Source organism: Streptomyces sp. NPDC051315 (genome assembly GCF_044455165.1).
Classification (GTDB): Bacteria; Actinomycetota; Actinomycetes; order Streptomycetales; family Streptomycetaceae; genus Streptomyces.
Map to the genome: position 1 here is coordinate 531,848 of NZ_JBITEN010000001.1, position 13,741 is coordinate 545,588.

General features: G+C 72.9%; 14 protein-coding genes and 1 pseudogene. 7 read left to right on the forward strand and 8 right to left on the reverse strand.

The genetic code is table 11. From position 1 onward, the window contains the following. Positions 1 to 80: 80 nt before the first annotated feature. Positions 81 to 662 carry a TetR/AcrR family transcriptional regulator gene (locus ACIBBD_RS02535; RefSeq protein WP_399417414.1) on the forward strand — a complete coding sequence of 194 codons (582 nt, stop codon included), beginning with the start codon at positions 81 to 83 and terminating at the stop codon, positions 660 to 662. Positions 663 to 675: 13 nt separating this feature from the next. Here ACIBBD_RS02535 and ACIBBD_RS02540 read toward each other — a convergent pair whose 3' ends face one another. Continuing rightward, the gene (locus tag ACIBBD_RS02540) at positions 676 to 1,065 is read right to left on the reverse strand and encodes a RidA family protein (RefSeq protein WP_399417415.1); all 390 of its coding nucleotides are present in this window, start codon (positions 1,063 to 1,065) and stop codon (positions 676 to 678) included. Between the two features lie 49 nt (positions 1,066 to 1,114). Here ACIBBD_RS02540 and ACIBBD_RS02545 point away from each other — a divergent pair, with 49 nt between their 5' ends. After that, positions 1,115 to 2,071: a LysR family transcriptional regulator gene (locus ACIBBD_RS02545; RefSeq protein WP_399417416.1), complete on the forward strand. Its 957-nt coding sequence runs from the start codon at positions 1,115 to 1,117 to the stop codon at positions 2,069 to 2,071. Positions 2,072 to 2,144: 73 nt separating this feature from the next. Further along, the gene (locus ACIBBD_RS02550) at positions 2,145 to 3,401 is read left to right on the forward strand and encodes a pyroglutamyl peptidase (protein ID WP_399417417.1); all 1,257 of its coding nucleotides are present in this window, start codon (positions 2,145 to 2,147) and stop codon (positions 3,399 to 3,401) included. A gap of 120 nt (positions 3,402 to 3,521) precedes the next feature. Here the strand turns inward: ACIBBD_RS02550 and ACIBBD_RS02555 are convergent, their stop codons facing one another. Beyond that, a complete protein-coding gene (locus ACIBBD_RS02555; RefSeq protein ID WP_399417418.1) occupies positions 3,522 to 4,322 on the reverse strand; it encodes an EI24 domain-containing protein in 801 nt (266 codons plus the stop codon). 47 nt (positions 4,323 to 4,369) lie between these two features. After that, complete coding sequence (locus tag ACIBBD_RS02560) at positions 4,370 to 4,825, reverse strand: MarR family winged helix-turn-helix transcriptional regulator (RefSeq protein WP_399417419.1); 456 nt, start codon at positions 4,823 to 4,825, stop codon at positions 4,370 to 4,372. Positions 4,826 to 4,913: 88 nt separating this feature from the next. Between ACIBBD_RS02560 and ACIBBD_RS02565 the strand changes: the two genes are divergently transcribed. Both ACIBBD_RS02565 and ACIBBD_RS02570 read left to right on the forward strand, forming a co-directional pair. Then, on the forward strand, positions 4,914 to 5,933 hold the full coding sequence (locus tag ACIBBD_RS02565; RefSeq protein WP_399417420.1) for an NADP-dependent oxidoreductase: 1,020 nt from the start codon (positions 4,914 to 4,916) through the stop codon (positions 5,931 to 5,933). Positions 5,934 to 6,040: 107 nt separating this feature from the next. Continuing rightward, positions 6,041 to 6,460: an organic hydroperoxide resistance protein gene (locus ACIBBD_RS02570; RefSeq protein ID WP_399417421.1), complete on the forward strand. Its 420-nt coding sequence runs from the start codon at positions 6,041 to 6,043 to the stop codon at positions 6,458 to 6,460. A 173-nt stretch (positions 6,461 to 6,633) separates the two neighbouring features. On the opposite strand, the gene ACIBBD_RS02575 is transcribed toward ACIBBD_RS02570, so the two are convergent. From ACIBBD_RS02575 to ACIBBD_RS02585, 3 genes are all read right to left on the reverse strand, one after another. Next, the gene (locus ACIBBD_RS02575; RefSeq protein ID WP_399417422.1) at positions 6,634 to 7,785 is read right to left on the reverse strand and encodes a serine hydrolase domain-containing protein; all 1,152 of its coding nucleotides are present in this window, start codon (positions 7,783 to 7,785) and stop codon (positions 6,634 to 6,636) included. Next, entirely contained in the window at positions 7,782 to 10,337 is a 2,556-nt protein-coding gene (locus tag ACIBBD_RS02580; RefSeq protein ID WP_399417423.1) for a M14 family zinc carboxypeptidase, read from the reverse strand. Before ACIBBD_RS02580 ends, ACIBBD_RS02575 begins: the two co-directional genes overlap by 4 nt. Before the next feature lie 95 nt (positions 10,338 to 10,432). Beyond that, entirely contained in the window at positions 10,433 to 10,729 is a 297-nt protein-coding gene (locus ACIBBD_RS02585; protein ID WP_399417424.1) for a hypothetical protein, read from the reverse strand. Between the two features lie 58 nt (positions 10,730 to 10,787). Here ACIBBD_RS02585 and ACIBBD_RS02590 point away from each other — a divergent pair, with 58 nt between their 5' ends. Next, positions 10,788 to 11,549, forward strand: a complete 762-nt coding sequence (locus ACIBBD_RS02590) for a hypothetical protein (RefSeq protein WP_399417425.1) — start codon at positions 10,788 to 10,790, stop codon at positions 11,547 to 11,549. Positions 11,550 to 11,850: 301 nt separating this feature from the next. On the opposite strand, the gene ACIBBD_RS02595 is transcribed toward ACIBBD_RS02590, so the two are convergent. Further along, a complete protein-coding gene (locus tag ACIBBD_RS02595; protein WP_399417426.1) occupies positions 11,851 to 12,630 on the reverse strand; it encodes a GntR family transcriptional regulator in 780 nt (259 codons plus the stop codon). Further along, positions 12,627 to 13,169: a GntR family transcriptional regulator gene (locus tag ACIBBD_RS02600; RefSeq protein ID WP_399417427.1), complete on the reverse strand. Its 543-nt coding sequence runs from the start codon at positions 13,167 to 13,169 to the stop codon at positions 12,627 to 12,629. Before ACIBBD_RS02600 ends, ACIBBD_RS02595 begins: the two co-directional genes overlap by 4 nt. A 155-nt stretch (positions 13,170 to 13,324) precedes the next feature. Here ACIBBD_RS02600 and ACIBBD_RS02605 point away from each other — a divergent pair. Beyond that, positions 13,325 to 13,681 (forward strand): annotated as a pseudogene (locus tag ACIBBD_RS02605) (ATP-binding protein); the annotation flags it as partial. Between the last annotated feature and the right edge of the window lie 60 nt (positions 13,682 to 13,741).

Genomic DNA, 13,741 nt, shown 5'->3' on the forward strand with positions numbered 1-13,741 from the left:
AGTGCAGTGCCTCCATCGTGCATCGGTTACCTGTAGTTCGGTAGGTTTCGTTATCTTGCCGTTACAAGAGGGTCGATCGGATGTCGTACCGTGGCGCCATGAGTGCCAGGGTCAGGAGCGAGGCGCGGCGCGCCGAGATCGTGCGGGCGGCCCTGGAGGTGATCGCCGAGCGGGGTTACCGGGGGGCGAGCCTGGCCGCGGTGGCCGAACGGGTCGGGCTGACGCAGCAGGGGTTGCTGCACCACTTCCCGACCAAGGACGCGCTGCTGGTCGCCGTCCTGGAGGAGCGCGACCAGTGGGACGCGGTACCGGACACCCGGTGGCGGGTCGACCTGCTGGCCTCACTGGTCGAGTACAACGCGATGCGCCCCGGCATCGTCCAGACCTTCTCGGCGCTGCTCGGTGAGAGCGTCACCGAGGGGCATCCGGCCCGGGAGTACTTCACCGAGCGGTACGCCCGGGTGCGCGAGAACATGGCGGCGGTGTTGCGCACCGAGTACGGCGAGCGGCTGCCGAACGGCCTCACCCCGGAGCGGACCGCACCGCTGCTGGTGGCGGTGATGGACGGGTTGCAGTACCAGTGGCTGCTCGACCCGGAGTCGGTGGACATGCCGGGCGCGTTCCGGGACTTCCTGCGCCTGCTGGGCGAGCCGGTGGATTGAGGACGCGGCGGTGTCATCCGCCGGCCGCCACCGCCGCGACGACCTCGACCTCCACCAGGGCCTCCGGCCGGAAGAGGCGCGGTACCTCGAAGGTCATGCTGGTGGGCGGGGTTCCGGTGAGGAACCGCCGTCGTACGGCGCCGTATTCGTCGAGCCGGGTGATGTCGGTCAGGTAGGTCCGGACGTTGATGACGTCCGCGAGACCCGCGCCGTGGGCCTTCAGCAGGGCGTCGATCGTCTCGAAGACGCCCCGGGTCTGCTCGGCGAGGGTGGCGCCCTCGGCGATCTGACCGGAGAGGAACAACAGGGCTCCGCCGTCGGCCTGTTCGACGCGGGCGACCTGGGAGTAGTACGGGCTCAGGGGCTGGGGCGCGGAGGCGGGGCTGCCGAGGGTGATCTCCATGCGGCCGACGCTAGGACCGGCCCGGCGATGCGACAAGCGAATGTCTAGCATGGCCGCCATGCCGAAACCGCATGACGAGGTCTTCCCCGTGCCCGACCTCTCCACCGTCTGGCTGCGCGCGTTCCTGGAGGTCGCCCGGCACGGCTCGTTCACGGTCGCCGCGCGGACGCTGGGCTGGACGCAGTCCGCGGTCTCCCGGCAGATCTCCTCGCTGGAGGCGGCGTGGGGCGGCGGCCCGCTCTTCGACCGGCTGCCCCGGGGCGTGCGGCTGACGGAGGCCGGGCGGGTGCTGAAGCCGCACGCGGAGGCCGTCGCCGAGACACTGCGGGAAGCCGGGCGCGAGCTGGCGGCGCTGCGGGAGGGGACCGGCGGCCGGCTGCGGTTCGGGGCGTTCGCGACGGCCGACGCGGCGCTGGTGCCGCATGCCCTGGCCGCCTTCCGCGCCCGCCGCCCCGGCGTCCGTCTCACCCGCGAGGAGGGCCTCACGCCCGCCCTGCTGGACCGGCTGTCCGCGGGCCACCTGGACGTGGCCGTGGTGTCGACGACGGGCCGCGCCCCGCTGGAGGCGTACACCCTGCACCACCTCCTCGACGAGTCCCTGTACGTCGCCGTCCCGGCCGCCCACCCCCTGGCCGGCCACCCGGGACCGGTCCGGCTCGGCCGGCTCGCCGACGCCGACTGGATCTCCGGCGCCGCCCACCCCGAGGGCACCCTGCTCGACGCGGCCCTGCGGGAGGGCTTCCGGCCGCGTGTCGCCCATGTCGTCGGCGAGTGGACGGCCAAGCAGGGGTACGTGGCCGCCGGTCTCGGCGTGACCCTGGTCCCGGCGCTCGCCGCCACGGCCGTACGGCCGGACGTCGTCCTGCTGCCGGTCCTGGACGAGGGCGCGCCGGCGAGGGCGGTCTACGCGGCGACGGTACGGGGGCGGTCGACGACGCCGGCGCAGGAGGCGTTCGTGGCCGCGCTCCGGGAGGCCGCGGTGGCGCTCCCACGCCCCATGGCGTAGACCACACCCGTCACGCGATACTTCCGCCGTCCCGCACCACGCGCCCCACAGCGACGGAAGGACCCCAACCCCCATGTCTGCGACACGAGTTCGCGTCGGCGTCCTCGGCCTGGCCCTGGCCGCCTGCCTCTCGGCCCCCGCGACCGCGACCGCCGCGCCGCCCGCGCCCACCGTCGAGGAGCAGCGGCTCGACCGGGCGGTCCCGCGGGAGATCCTCGCGGCCTCCGGATTCGACACGGCCGCCCCGCGGTTGGCCCGGCTGCTCGGGGCCGCGCGCTCCTGTGCGCAGGCGCGCCGCGTGGTCGCCCGCGAGGGGGCGGCGCTGTGGCGGCGGGCCGTGGACCGGGCGCAGGGACGGGGGCCGGCGGGCGGGGAACTCAGCCGGGACGACGACCGGCCGCTGTACTGGGCGCGGCTGGCCATGGCGCGCGAACTGCGCGCGTGGCAGCCGGATTTCGGGTTGACCGATGCCGAACGGGCGGCTCTGCTGGCCGACTTGGAGCGCACCTCGCGCGGGCAGAGCGACCTCGGCCTCCGCCCCGCCGACAAGGGGCTCAAGCGCGTCCTCGTCACCGGCTTCGACCCGTTCACGCTGGACCGCGACCTCCGCATCTCCAACCCCTCCGGGGCGACCGCGCTCGCCCTCGACGGCACGGTGGTCGAGACGGCGGACGGGCCGGCCCGGGTGGAGACGGCCGTGTTCCCCGTGCGCTGGCAGGACTTCACGGACGGGACGGTGGAGCGGACGCTGCGGCCGTACCTGGGGCACGTGGACCTCTTCGCGACGGTGAGCCAGGGACGCGTCGGCCGGTTCGACGTCGAGCGGACCAACGGGGCCTGGCGGGGCGGCTTCCCGGACAACGACAACGTGAGCCGGACGGAGACGGTCCCGGTCGCCGACCCGGCCTCGCAGCCCCAGTGGACGACGACGACCCTGCCGTACGAGGAGATCGTGGCGGCGGACACCGGCCGCTTCCCCGTCTACGACAACACGAGCGTCACCGAGATACCCGCGGGCGGCTCCGCGGCCGTCGTACGGCCGGACGGGCCCACCGCCGGGTCGACCGCGCGGGCCGGGGGCGGCGGGAACTACCTGTCGAACGAGATCGCCTACCGGGCGACGCTGCTGCGGGACCGGCTCGGCCTGCACGACACCCTGCCGGGCGGGCACGTCCACACGCCGGTCCTCCAGTTCGGGACCGGGAACACCGATCCGGCGACCGGGACGGTGACCGATCCCGAGTTCGTGCGCAACCGGCTGTACATCATCGCCCAGGTGCGGGCGATCCTGGCGGTGGCGGTCGGCGCGACGGAGCCGGCCCGGGGCTGACGCCCGTACGGGCGGCTCGGTCGGTGCGCGTGAGCCGCCCCGGGGCCGACACCGGTGCGGGCGGCTCGGTCGGTGCGCTGGGGCAGGCCCGGGGCTGACGCCGGTGCGGGCGGCCTCGTCTCACACGCCGGACGGGCTGTCCTCACGACGCTCGTCGGCCGCCTCGGCGTCCCTGGTCTCCTCCCCGAGCAGTTCCCGCGCCATGAGCGTCGCGCCCGCGACCGCGCCCGGCATCAGGAACACCGCCACGAAGGGGACCAGGAAGGCCAGGCCCAGGGGGGTGCCGAAGCCCCAGACCAGGGCCCTGCGGGAGCGCAGGAGGGCGAGGCGGGCGCGCAGGTCGACGTTCCGGCGCTGGAGGGCGACGGCGGTCAGCTCCTCGGTGAGGAAGAAACCGGTGACGAAGAAGCCGATCACCGGGACGACCGTCTGCCCGAGGAACGGCACGAACCCGAGGGCGAACAGCAGCACACCCCACAGCAGCGCCCGGACCACGATGCGCAGACTGTCGCGCGCCGAGATCCACAGCTCGCGCCAGAGCGGCAGCCCCGACTCCGGTGCCGTGCCGTCGGGCGAGACGTCACGGTCGACCGTCTCGGAGAGGCTCTCGTAGAAGGGCTGCCCGAGGAGCAGCGTGACCGCGGTGAAGGTGATGACGGAGAGGAGCAGGCCGAGGGCGAACAGCACGACCGTGAGGAATCCGCGGAACAGTCCCGGCCACGGGCTGGACCAGTCGTCGGCGAAGGGCGTCGCCCAGGCCACGAAGTCCGCGCCCCACACCGCGAGCGCCACCAGCGCGCCCACGTACAGGACGAGGGTGATCAGCCCGGGCAGAAGCCCGAAGCCGTACTGCTTGCCGTGCCGGGCCACCCACCGCTGGCCCTCCAGGAGAAACGTGAAACCCGCCCCGAGATCGCGCATGCCGGAACTCTACCGGGCGTGTGCACATCATCCGCGGTCACGGACGGTCAGGCGTCCACCGCGCCCTGCGCCCCCAGCATCCGCCGCAGCAACTCCCGCAGTGCCACCCGCTCCTCCTCCGCGAGCCCCGCCAGCGGCTCGCGCGCGAAGCGCAGGGACTCCCGCAGCCCCTTGGCCACCCGGCGGCCCTCGTCCGTCGCCGCCGCCAGCTTCACCCGGCGGTCGGCCGGGTCGGGGCGGCGCTCCACCAGGCCCCGGGCCTCCAGTCGGTCGACGATGCCGGTCACGTTGGACGGTTCGCATCTCAGCCGGTTCGCCAGCTTCCGCATGGGCAGCGGCTCCAGGGACAGCAGGCTGAGCAGACGGGCCTGCGCGCCGGTGAGGGCGTACGCGGCGGCGGCCTCCTCGTAGTCCTCGTGGAAGCGGGCCACGACCTCGCCGATGAGTTCGAGGACTTCCATGGTCACGGCGTCGGGACGGGCGGTGTGAGGTGAGGTGGCCATGATCTCAGGGTACCCCGCTTACTTGACATCCTGAAATATTCAGGAGCATGGTTGTTTCAGGTAGTGAAGCATTTAGAAAGGCAGCCCCATGACCGACTCCGCCCTCCCCGCCACCGGCCGCGAATGGCGTCTGCTCAGCCGCCCCGTCGGCTGGCCGAAGCCCGAGGACTTCGAGCTGGCCGAGGCGGAGATCCGGCAGCCCCGCCCCGGCCAGGTGCTCGTGCGCAACGAGTACCTCTCCGTCGACCCCTACATGCGCGGCCGGATGAGCGCCGCGAAGTCCTACGTGGCCCCCTTCGAGCTGGGCAAGGCCATGCAGGGCGGCGCGGTCGGCGAGGTCGTCGCCTCCGAGGCCGAGGGCATCGCTCCCGGCGACCACGTCCTGCACTTCGGCGGCTGGCGCGAGTACGCCACCTTCGACGCCCAGCAGGCCGTCAAGGTCGACCCCGAGGCCGCGCCCCTCTCCACCTACCTCGGCGTCCTCGGCATGACCGGCCTCACCGCCTACGCCGGCCTGCTGCGCACCGCCTCCTTCAAGGAGGGCGACGCGGTGTTCGTGTCGGGCGCGGCGGGTGCCGTCGGCAGCCAGGTCGGCCAGATCGCCCGGCTCAAGGGCGCCTCCCGGGTCATCGGCTCCGCCGGCTCGGACGAGAAGGTCAAGCTGCTCGTCGAGGAGTACGGCTTCGACGCGGCCTTCAACTACAAGAACGGGCCGGTGGGCGAGCAGCTGCGCGACGCCGCGCCGGACGGTGTCGACGTCTACTTCGACAACGTCGGCGGCGACCACCTGGAGGCCGCCATCGGCAGCCTCAACGAGGGCGGGCGCATCGCGGTCTGCGGCATGATCTCGGTCTACAACAACACCGAGCCCGCCCCCGGCCCGAGGAACCTCGCCCGTCTCATCCAGACCCGCGGCCGCATCGAGGGCTTCCTGGTCGGCGACCACTACGACCTCCAGCCGCAGTTCGTCCAGGAGGTCGGTGCCTGGGTCCGCTCCGGCGAGCTGAAGTACCGCGAGACGGTCGTCGAGGGCATCGAGAACAACCTGGAGGCGTTCCTCGGGGTCCTGCGCGGCGACAACACCGGCAAGATGATCGTCAAGCTGTAGGACACCGGAGGGCCTTCCTCACGGTTTCCGACATGCGGTAACTTCTTTTCGGAATCCGCCGCGATCGTGGGCGCGAGTCGCGGCGGACCGAGGAGGAAGACAACCGCATGCCCATCCAGCAGACCGACGTCCTCTACACCGCCGTCGCCACCGCCGAGAACGGTCGCGACGGCCGGGTCGCCACCGACGACGGCAGGCTCGACGTGGTCGTGAACCCGCCCAGGGAAATGGGCGGCAGCGGCACCGGCACCAACCCCGAGCAGCTGTTCGCCGCCGGTTACAGCGCCTGCTTCCAGGGCGCCCTCGGCGTGGTCGCCCGCCAGGAGAAGGCCGACCTCACCGGTTCGACGGTGACCGCGAAGGTGGGGATCGGGAAGAACGACGACGGCTTCGGGCTCATCGTCGAGATCTCGGCCCACCTCCCGAACGTCGACGCCGGCACCGCGCGCGCCCTGCTCGAGCGGGCCCACCAGGTCTGCCCCTACTCGAAGGCGACCCGGGGGAACATCACCGTGACGCTCGTCTGACGGCGCTCGTTGCGTACGGCGAAGGCCGCACCCCTGGACGTGGGGTGCGGCCTTCACCCGTACGGGCCTGACCCGTACGGGCCTAAACCCGGACACGCCTCCGCCCCTAGGCCTTCACCCAGGGCGGTCGGCGCGCCGGGACCACCGCGGTCGGCGCGCCGGCCGTGCGGCGGTCAGCTCGCCGACGCCGCCCTGTGCACCGCCGCCACCAGGCGTTCGTTCTCCGGTGCCGCCCCGCCCGGGAAGGCGAACCGGCGCCGGGTGTAGCCGTAGGCGAGCCCGCTGCGCGGGTCCGCGAAGGCCTGGCAGCCGCCCGCCCCGCTGTGCCCGAACGCGCCGGCGCCCAGGAACGGGTACCAGGTGTCCGCGGTCGCCTGGAACCCCAGCCCGTACGACCTGTGGGCGCGGGCCACCAGGTCGTGGCCCACGGAGTGGAACTGCCCGAACTCCGCCGCCGTGTCCTCCTTCAGCAGCGGTGCCTTCCCGTCGACCTCGCTGATCGCCGCCGCGTACATCCCGGCGAGTCCGCGCGCCGACGCCACCCCGCCCACCGAGGCGGGGCCGTTGGCCCGGATCAGGGGATCGTTCGGCAGGAGCTCCAGGTCGGTCGGCTCGTCGCCGTGCCGGTTGAAGGCGATGGCGGCGAGCGTGTGCGGCCCGGCCGGCAGGGAGTCGAGGAGCGCCCGCTGCTCGGCGGTCGGCGCCATCGGCTGCGCGCTGCGGAACCGCGGCTCGTGCGCGGCCGGCAGTCCCAGGAAGAAGTCCAGCCCGTACGGGGCGCGCACCCGCTCCTCGTACACCTCCTGGAGCGTGCGGCCGGTCGCGCGCCGCACCACCTCGCCGGTGAGCGCGCCGATGACCAGCGCGTGGTAGCCGAAGGCGGTGCCCGGACGCCAGAACGGCCGCTGGTCGGCGAGCCGTTCGGCGATCTGCCGGTCGTCGGCCAGCTCCCGCGCCGAGAACCCGGTGTCGGCGCCCACCACCCCGGCCCGGTGCGCGAGCAGCTCGCGCAGGGTCAGCGCGCCCTTGCCCTCGGAGGCGAACTCCGGCCAGTAGTAGGTGACCTTCCGGTCCAGTTCCAGGGTGCCCTCCTGGACGAGGAGCGCGGCCACCAGGTGCGCGGCGCCCTTGGTGGAGGAGAACACGCCGTAGACGGAGTCGGCGTCCGTACCGTCCCCGGCCCACAGGTCGACGACCCGGCGGCCGTGCACGTACGCGCACAGCTGGCCCTCGTAGTCCGGTCGTTCCTCCGCCACGAACGCGGCGAACTCCTCCCGCACCGCCTCGTAACCGTCCGCGACGGTGCCGTGGATCTCTTGCGTCATCCGCTCTCCTCAACCAGACCGCTGCTTGCGTGTCCCATGGTGATCAAAGCCTGTGCGACCTGAGCGAACTCCCCCTTGGGATGGTCCCGGAAGAGGGGTTCGGTGCCGAACAGGACGGCGTGCGGCCCGCTCACGACCGCGGGCCGTCCGGCGGCGGCCGCGGGACCGCCCGAGCCGTCGGCCAGGGCCCGCCAGTGGCCGGAGACGAGCGGGTTCCCGGCGGCGTACGACTGCTCCACGCGCACCCCGGGTCCGAGACCGGTGAACCACACCGGCGCGTAGACGAAGCCGTGGTCCGGGGCGCCGGCCGTCACCGGGCCCGAGTTCACCACGCGCACCACGCCGTTGGCGTCCTCGTTGCCCTCGACGGCCGTCACCTCCAGCAGCCCGGCGCCGGTGCCGACCGCGGCCCCGGTGGCGCCCCGCCCGACCAGGCCGTGCCCGGCGAGGAAGGTGTCGAGGGCGGTCCGGGCCGCGCCGGTCAGGGCGGCCCGGTCCAGCCCGGTCGACACGAACAGCACGTCCACCGACGACCAGTCGAAGCCGGCGTTGAGGACGGCCGTGGAGACCGGTGTGACGTCGAAGTCCATCTCGCGCAGCGCGAACAGCTCACCCGGCGTGACGGCCGCGGCGACGCGGACGCGGTGCAGGGGGGTGGTGCCGGTGGGAGGAGCCACCGGGGCCGCCGTGAAGGGGACGTCGTACGTGCGGGCGAGTCCGGCGGCCCGGGAGCGGGCCGACGCGGGGACGATCACGCTCCCGTCCGCGGCACGCCGTACCGCGATTCCCTCCCGCAGCAGGGAGTTGAGGGCCGCGACCGCGTTCGGGTCGTCCAGGCGCAGCCGCAGGTCTCCCCGGGCGGCGACGGTACCGGCCGGCGCGGCCTCGGTGACCGGCCGCAGCGGGAGCCCGGCCGGGGAGCCGCCCGGGACGGCCACGACCTCCGCCCCCCACAGCCGGCCCAGGCTCCAGCCCGAGATGTCGTACATCACCGACACCTTGTCGCTGATGTCCCGCCCGTCCGCGAGCAGCGCGTTCGCCAGTCCCCGCTTGGGCTGGCGCATGTCCACGACGTAGGAGCCCCTCGGGTACGTCCGGCCGGCGAGCCGGAAGGGGAGGGCGGCGCGGGCGACGCGGACGTCGTTGGCGAGGAGGTGGTCGACGAGGCGGGCGGTGGCGGTCGTGCCCGCCGGGAGGACGTAGGCGCGCGGGAAGGTGGTCGTGTAGACGTCCTCCGGGCCGATGCCCGGCACCCCCGGAACGGTCTGTGCCGACACCGGCACCTGCGCGGCGCCGGCGGCCCCGCGCCGGAACACCTCGATCTGGTCGGCGATCAGGGAGGTCCGCCTGGTCCGGACGAAGTCGAGGGTGGCGCGCAGGGCGGCCCCCGCCACGGCCACGTTGACGGCGGAACGGCGCCGCAGCTCGCTCTGTGGCAGGCCGGTGTACGCCGCGTTGTTCACCTGGAGCGGGATCTCGACGGTGTGCGCGGCGACCGTGCCGTGGAAGGCCGCGTACTGCGGGGTGAAGATCGGGGGCCAGTCGTCCCAGCCCTCCTCCTGGTCCCGGAACGGGATCTGCGCGGGGCGCACGCCGTCCTCGCCGGGGGTGTACCCGAGGCCGTTGACGGCGGCCTCCATGCCGAGGGCGTTGGCGTAGGTGTTCTTCAGGAAGAGGTCGTACTCGTAGTTCTCGCCGTGCGGCGGGGTGGTCGGCTCGATGAGGGTGCCGTTGACGTAACCGTGCAGGTCGAGCATGACGGCCGGCTGCTTGTCGACCTCGATCTGCCGCAGCGTGCGCGTCTCGGGCTGCGAGGCGGTCACCAGGTCCCGGTTCAGGTCGAAGCCGTTGGCGTTCGGGCGGGTGCCGGCGATACGGCCGTCCGGGTTGGCGGTGATGTTGAAGTACAGCCGGCTGTGGGCGAGGAGGTCGCGCGTCCTGGTGTCGTTCGCGGTGGCGAGCTGCTCGATGAGCTTCAGGGAGGCGTCGGTGCCCTCCCACTCGTTGCCGTGGATGTTGCTGTTGAAGAAGACGGGCGTCTTGTACGCCGACTTGAGGACGGGGTCCTTGGCGGCGACGGCGGGCGCGTTCTCGATGAGCTCGCGCATCCGCTCCTGGTCGCGGGCCTGCCGGGCGGTCTCCGGGGCGGTGACGGTGACGAGGTAGAGCCGGCGCCCGCCCGCCGAGCGGCCCGCCACCTCGACGCTCACCCGGTCGCCGAGGGCCTGAAGGGCGTTCAGCTTCGGGGCGATCGCGTGGTACGGGACGAGGCCGAGCCTGAGGGACTTGTCGTCGGGGTTCTCGGGGTCGGGGGCGAGGACCTGCTGCCGGGGGTAGCCGAGGGGGGCGGAGAAGGCGGGGGCGGGGGCGGCGAGGGCCCGGTGGGCGGCGCTCACCGGGGTGACGGCGGCGGTGCCGGTGGTGTCGCGCTCGCGCGTGGGACGGGGTTCGGTGGCGGTGGCGGTGTGGGGGGTGAGGGCGAGAGCGCCCGTGATGAGGGCGAGGGCGGCGGTCAGGACGAGTCGGGCCGGGGTGGTTCTCGTGGAATGCACGCGTACCTCCTCTGACTTCCTGTGATCGGTGCTGCCGGAGATCGGTACGGCGAGGTGTACCTGTTCGACTCAACTGCAACAAGAGGGGGTTGGTGTCACCGATAGCCCGGATGGTCCAGGAGGGCTCCCGGAAAGGCCTGCGGGGGTGCCGGGGCGGGGTGCGCGGTGGCGGAGTGCGCGGTGGCGGGTTGCGCGGTGGCGGGTTGCGCGGTGACCGTGGCCGGTGCGGTGGGTTGTTCAGAAGGGCGGATGTCGCTCCAGCGCACCGCGGTGGGGTCGACGCGTCGCCCCAGGGGTTCCGACGCCCCCTGCACCTGCCCCTGACGCACCATCAACCCCCGCCGATCGAGAGGGTCGGCGGGGTCGAGGGCGAGGAGCCCCAGGACAGCCACGGCCTCGATGACAGGTGCGCGCCCCTGCGCCCCGCCCCCCGGCGCCTATGCTCCCGATATGACGGCGCAGGCAGGCTTCGGTGTGCTCCTCGGGCGGCTGATGGACCACCGGGAGCTCGGCGTCGGGCTGCTCTCCCGGCAGGCCGAGTTCGGGGAGGCCGGGCTCCGGGCCGTGCTCAAGGGCACGGCGCCGGATCCGATGCTGCTTCGGCGGCTCGCGCCCGCGCTCGGTTGGCGCACCGCGGACCTCTTCGCCCTCGCCGGTCCGCCGCTGCCGGAGGACCTCGCGCCGCTGGACGCGACGGCCGGGCGGCTGGTCCCGCACTTGGTGAAGCGTGCGGTGTCACTGGCCCCGGAGCGCAGACGCGAGCTACTCCGCCGTGTGCGCTCGTGGCCGCGCGAGAACCGCACGGTGCCCGTGCGGTCTCCGCGACCGTCCGAGCAGTACCCGCCGCTTTTCGGCGCCGCGCTGCTGCGCATGCTCGCCAACCGGAATCTGGACTGGACGGGCTCCGCCAGGGTTCTGCACCTGGTGTCGGGCCTGTACGTGAGTGCGGCCACGATCGGTGGGGTCGGCCACGGCAGGGTGGAGCCGACCCGCGACCTGCTGGCCGATGTCGCGGTCGTCCTGGGTATCCCCGTCGGCGACCTGGTGGCCATGGCCGGCCCGGTGGGTGAGGCCGGTCTGCAGTGGGGCGAGCGGCTCCCGGGGCGGCACCCGGCAGGGCCCGACGTGGCCGAACTGCTCGTGGAACTCGCCCGCCTGAGCCGCGACCAGATCCTCCGGCTCGGCGTCGAGACGGAAGCCGGGCTGCGCTGAGAGCCCGGCGACCGGGGACAGACCCCGGTACGGCACCGGCACCTCGGGCGGAGGGCTGCGGCACACGCAGCACAGCCTCCGGGAGATGACCGGGCGGCCCCTCCCCCATGGTCCTTCCGGTCGGCTGCGGCACGGTACCGGCGTGCGCTCACGCGCTTGCGCACTCATCCACGCGTTGACTCGCTCGCACGACATCCGCGCGAGGAAGCCGGCCCGTCTCCTCGCGCTCACGCGTTTAGCGGCCGTGAGCAGCGATGTCGACCTCGCGCTCGACGTGGCCGGAGTCGTAGCCGACCTGCGATCACTCGGCCCGGAACTCGTACTGCAACTCGTAGAGATGGCCCGCCTTCACCATGACCGTCACTTCGACGGGCTCCTCCCGATCGCTGTGCAGGACACGGAGGGTGCGCAGTACCGGCATGCTGCTGGTGAGGTGGAGCGCCCGGTACTGCTCCTGGGTCGGAACCCTCGCGGAGATCCGGTCCACGCTGCGGCGAGGAGGGTGACCGAGTTCCGTGAGCAGCGCTGGAGTTCCGCCCTTGATCCTGCGGCGGTCCGTCAGGGGCGTGGCTCGGGCGATGTCCCACGGGTAGTACGAGTCGACCAGTTCGGCGGGCTCGTCGTCGATCAGGAGGATCTGGCTGCGGAGCAGGGCCGTGCCTTCCTCCGGCAGGCCCAGGGCGGCCCGGACGTCGGCGGGTGGGCGGGTCTCGGCCACGTCGAGGATGACGCTGCGGGCGTGTGTGCCGTACCGGGCCGCCTCGGTGAGCCAGCGGTAGGGCTCGTCCGGGGCGCCGGGCGTCACGAGGTCGGCGGGGCGGACGGTGCGCTGCCGGTGCTCGCGGACCGTGACGGCGGCGCCCGCCCTGCCGACCACCAACTCCTCCTCCTTGAGGAGCTGGAGAGCCTTCTGCACCGTGGCGTTCGAGGCGTCGAAACGCTCCTTGAGCTGCGCGGTGGAAGGCAGCCTGGCGCCCGGTGCCAGTTCGCCGCTCATGATGTCATCGCGCAGATCGGCCGCGATCCTCTCGTGCAGCGAGCGGCGGTCGGCTGCTTCCGGTTCTGCCTTGGGCACGGTCATCCGATCCTGATCTGGTAGCGCAGTCTCTGCCGTAGGGCAGGCATCACCATACGGTCGACCTGGATGGGCCGGTCGTCGCGGTCCCGGGTCAGCCGAGCGATGCGCAGGACAGGCTCGCCTGCGGCCGTCCGGAGAGCCTCCGACTCCTCCTCGTCCGGGATCCCAGCGGTCACATCCTCGCTCACGAGGACCCCCACGTAACCGAGTTCGGCGAGGAGTGTGACGGCTCCGCCCGGAATCTTCGCGGCATGCGCGAGGCGGGTGCCCCGGGCGATGGCGGTCGGGTAGTAGGTGTCGGTCAGTTCGTTCGGCTGATCATCGAGGAGGATCAGGCGGCGCCGTACTACGACCGGCTCCCCTTCCGTGATCCCGAGCAGCTCCGCCACGTCCGCCGGAGCCGGCACCTCACCGGCGTGCACGATCCGCTGAGTGCCACGCCGGCCCTGGGCCGCCGCCTCCTCCGCCCAGGCGTCGCCCTGCCCTTGCCCCCTCGGCGTCAGGTACGGCAACGAGGTGCTGACCCATGTACTCGCGCTCACGACGTCCTCCTGTGCGGCCAGCCGTCCATTCGACCCTGGGCTCTACACGTTAGGCGACCGCACGCAGGACCTCCCCGAGAGCACCTTGCCGCTTTTCGCGAATAGCGGTACCGTGCTCGACGCCTGGCGCCCCGGATGTGCGGAGGTGGCCAACCGTGCCCTTGCCACAGCAACGTGGTTTCCCCCGCTCGCGCGCTTCGGTGCGTGACGCCCGCGCCTTCGTCCATCAGGTCCTGGTGGACTGGGGCTGCGTCGACCGGCTGGACGACATCGAGCTGTGTGCGTCGGAACTCGCCACGAACGCGCTGCTGCACGGAGTTCCGCCGGGCCGGGAGTACTGCCTGAGCCTTGAGCATGAGGGCACAGTGATGCGTCTCGGGGTCCGGGACACTGGCGACCGGCTGGTCGCCCCTGAAGCTTCGGAGCTTGACGCGTGTTCAGGACGAGGGTTGCACCTGACCAGAGAACTGGCCGACGACATGGGCGTCACAGAGCACGTCATCGGCAAGACCGTGTGGGCGACCTTCGCACGGAGTGCCGCCCCGAGACGCTCTGACGCCGCCCACCGCTGT

What these genes read in the sequence shown, in the direction of transcription:
- ACIBBD_RS02590 (WP_399417425.1), top strand. Translation starts at nt 10,788, where the DNA reads ATGACGGCGCAGGCAGGCTTCGGTGTGCTCCTCGGGCGGCTGATGGAC.
- ACIBBD_RS02555 (WP_399417418.1), bottom strand. Translation starts at nt 4,322, where the DNA reads ATGCGCGATCTCGGGGCGGGTTTCACGTTTCTCCTGGAGGGCCAGCGG.
- ACIBBD_RS02575 (WP_399417422.1), bottom strand. Translation starts at nt 7,785, where the DNA reads ATGACGCAAGAGATCCACGGCACCGTCGCGGACGGTTACGAGGCGGTG.
- ACIBBD_RS02595 (WP_399417426.1), bottom strand. Translation starts at nt 12,630, where the DNA reads ATGACCGTGCCCAAGGCAGAACCGGAAGCAGCCGACCGCCGCTCGCTG.
- ACIBBD_RS02550 (WP_399417417.1), top strand. Translation starts at nt 2,145, where the DNA reads ATGTCTGCGACACGAGTTCGCGTCGGCGTCCTCGGCCTGGCCCTGGCC.
- ACIBBD_RS02565 (WP_399417420.1), top strand. Translation starts at nt 4,914, where the DNA reads ATGACCGACTCCGCCCTCCCCGCCACCGGCCGCGAATGGCGTCTGCTC.
- ACIBBD_RS02560 (WP_399417419.1), bottom strand. Translation starts at nt 4,825, where the DNA reads ATGGCCACCTCACCTCACACCGCCCGTCCCGACGCCGTGACCATGGAA.
- ACIBBD_RS02545 (WP_399417416.1), top strand. Translation starts at nt 1,115, where the DNA reads ATGGCCGCCATGCCGAAACCGCATGACGAGGTCTTCCCCGTGCCCGAC.
- ACIBBD_RS02540 (WP_399417415.1), bottom strand. Translation starts at nt 1,065, where the DNA reads ATGGAGATCACCCTCGGCAGCCCCGCCTCCGCGCCCCAGCCCCTGAGC.
- ACIBBD_RS02570 (WP_399417421.1), top strand. Translation starts at nt 6,041, where the DNA reads ATGCCCATCCAGCAGACCGACGTCCTCTACACCGCCGTCGCCACCGCC.
- ACIBBD_RS02535 (WP_399417414.1), top strand. Translation starts at nt 81, where the DNA reads ATGTCGTACCGTGGCGCCATGAGTGCCAGGGTCAGGAGCGAGGCGCGG.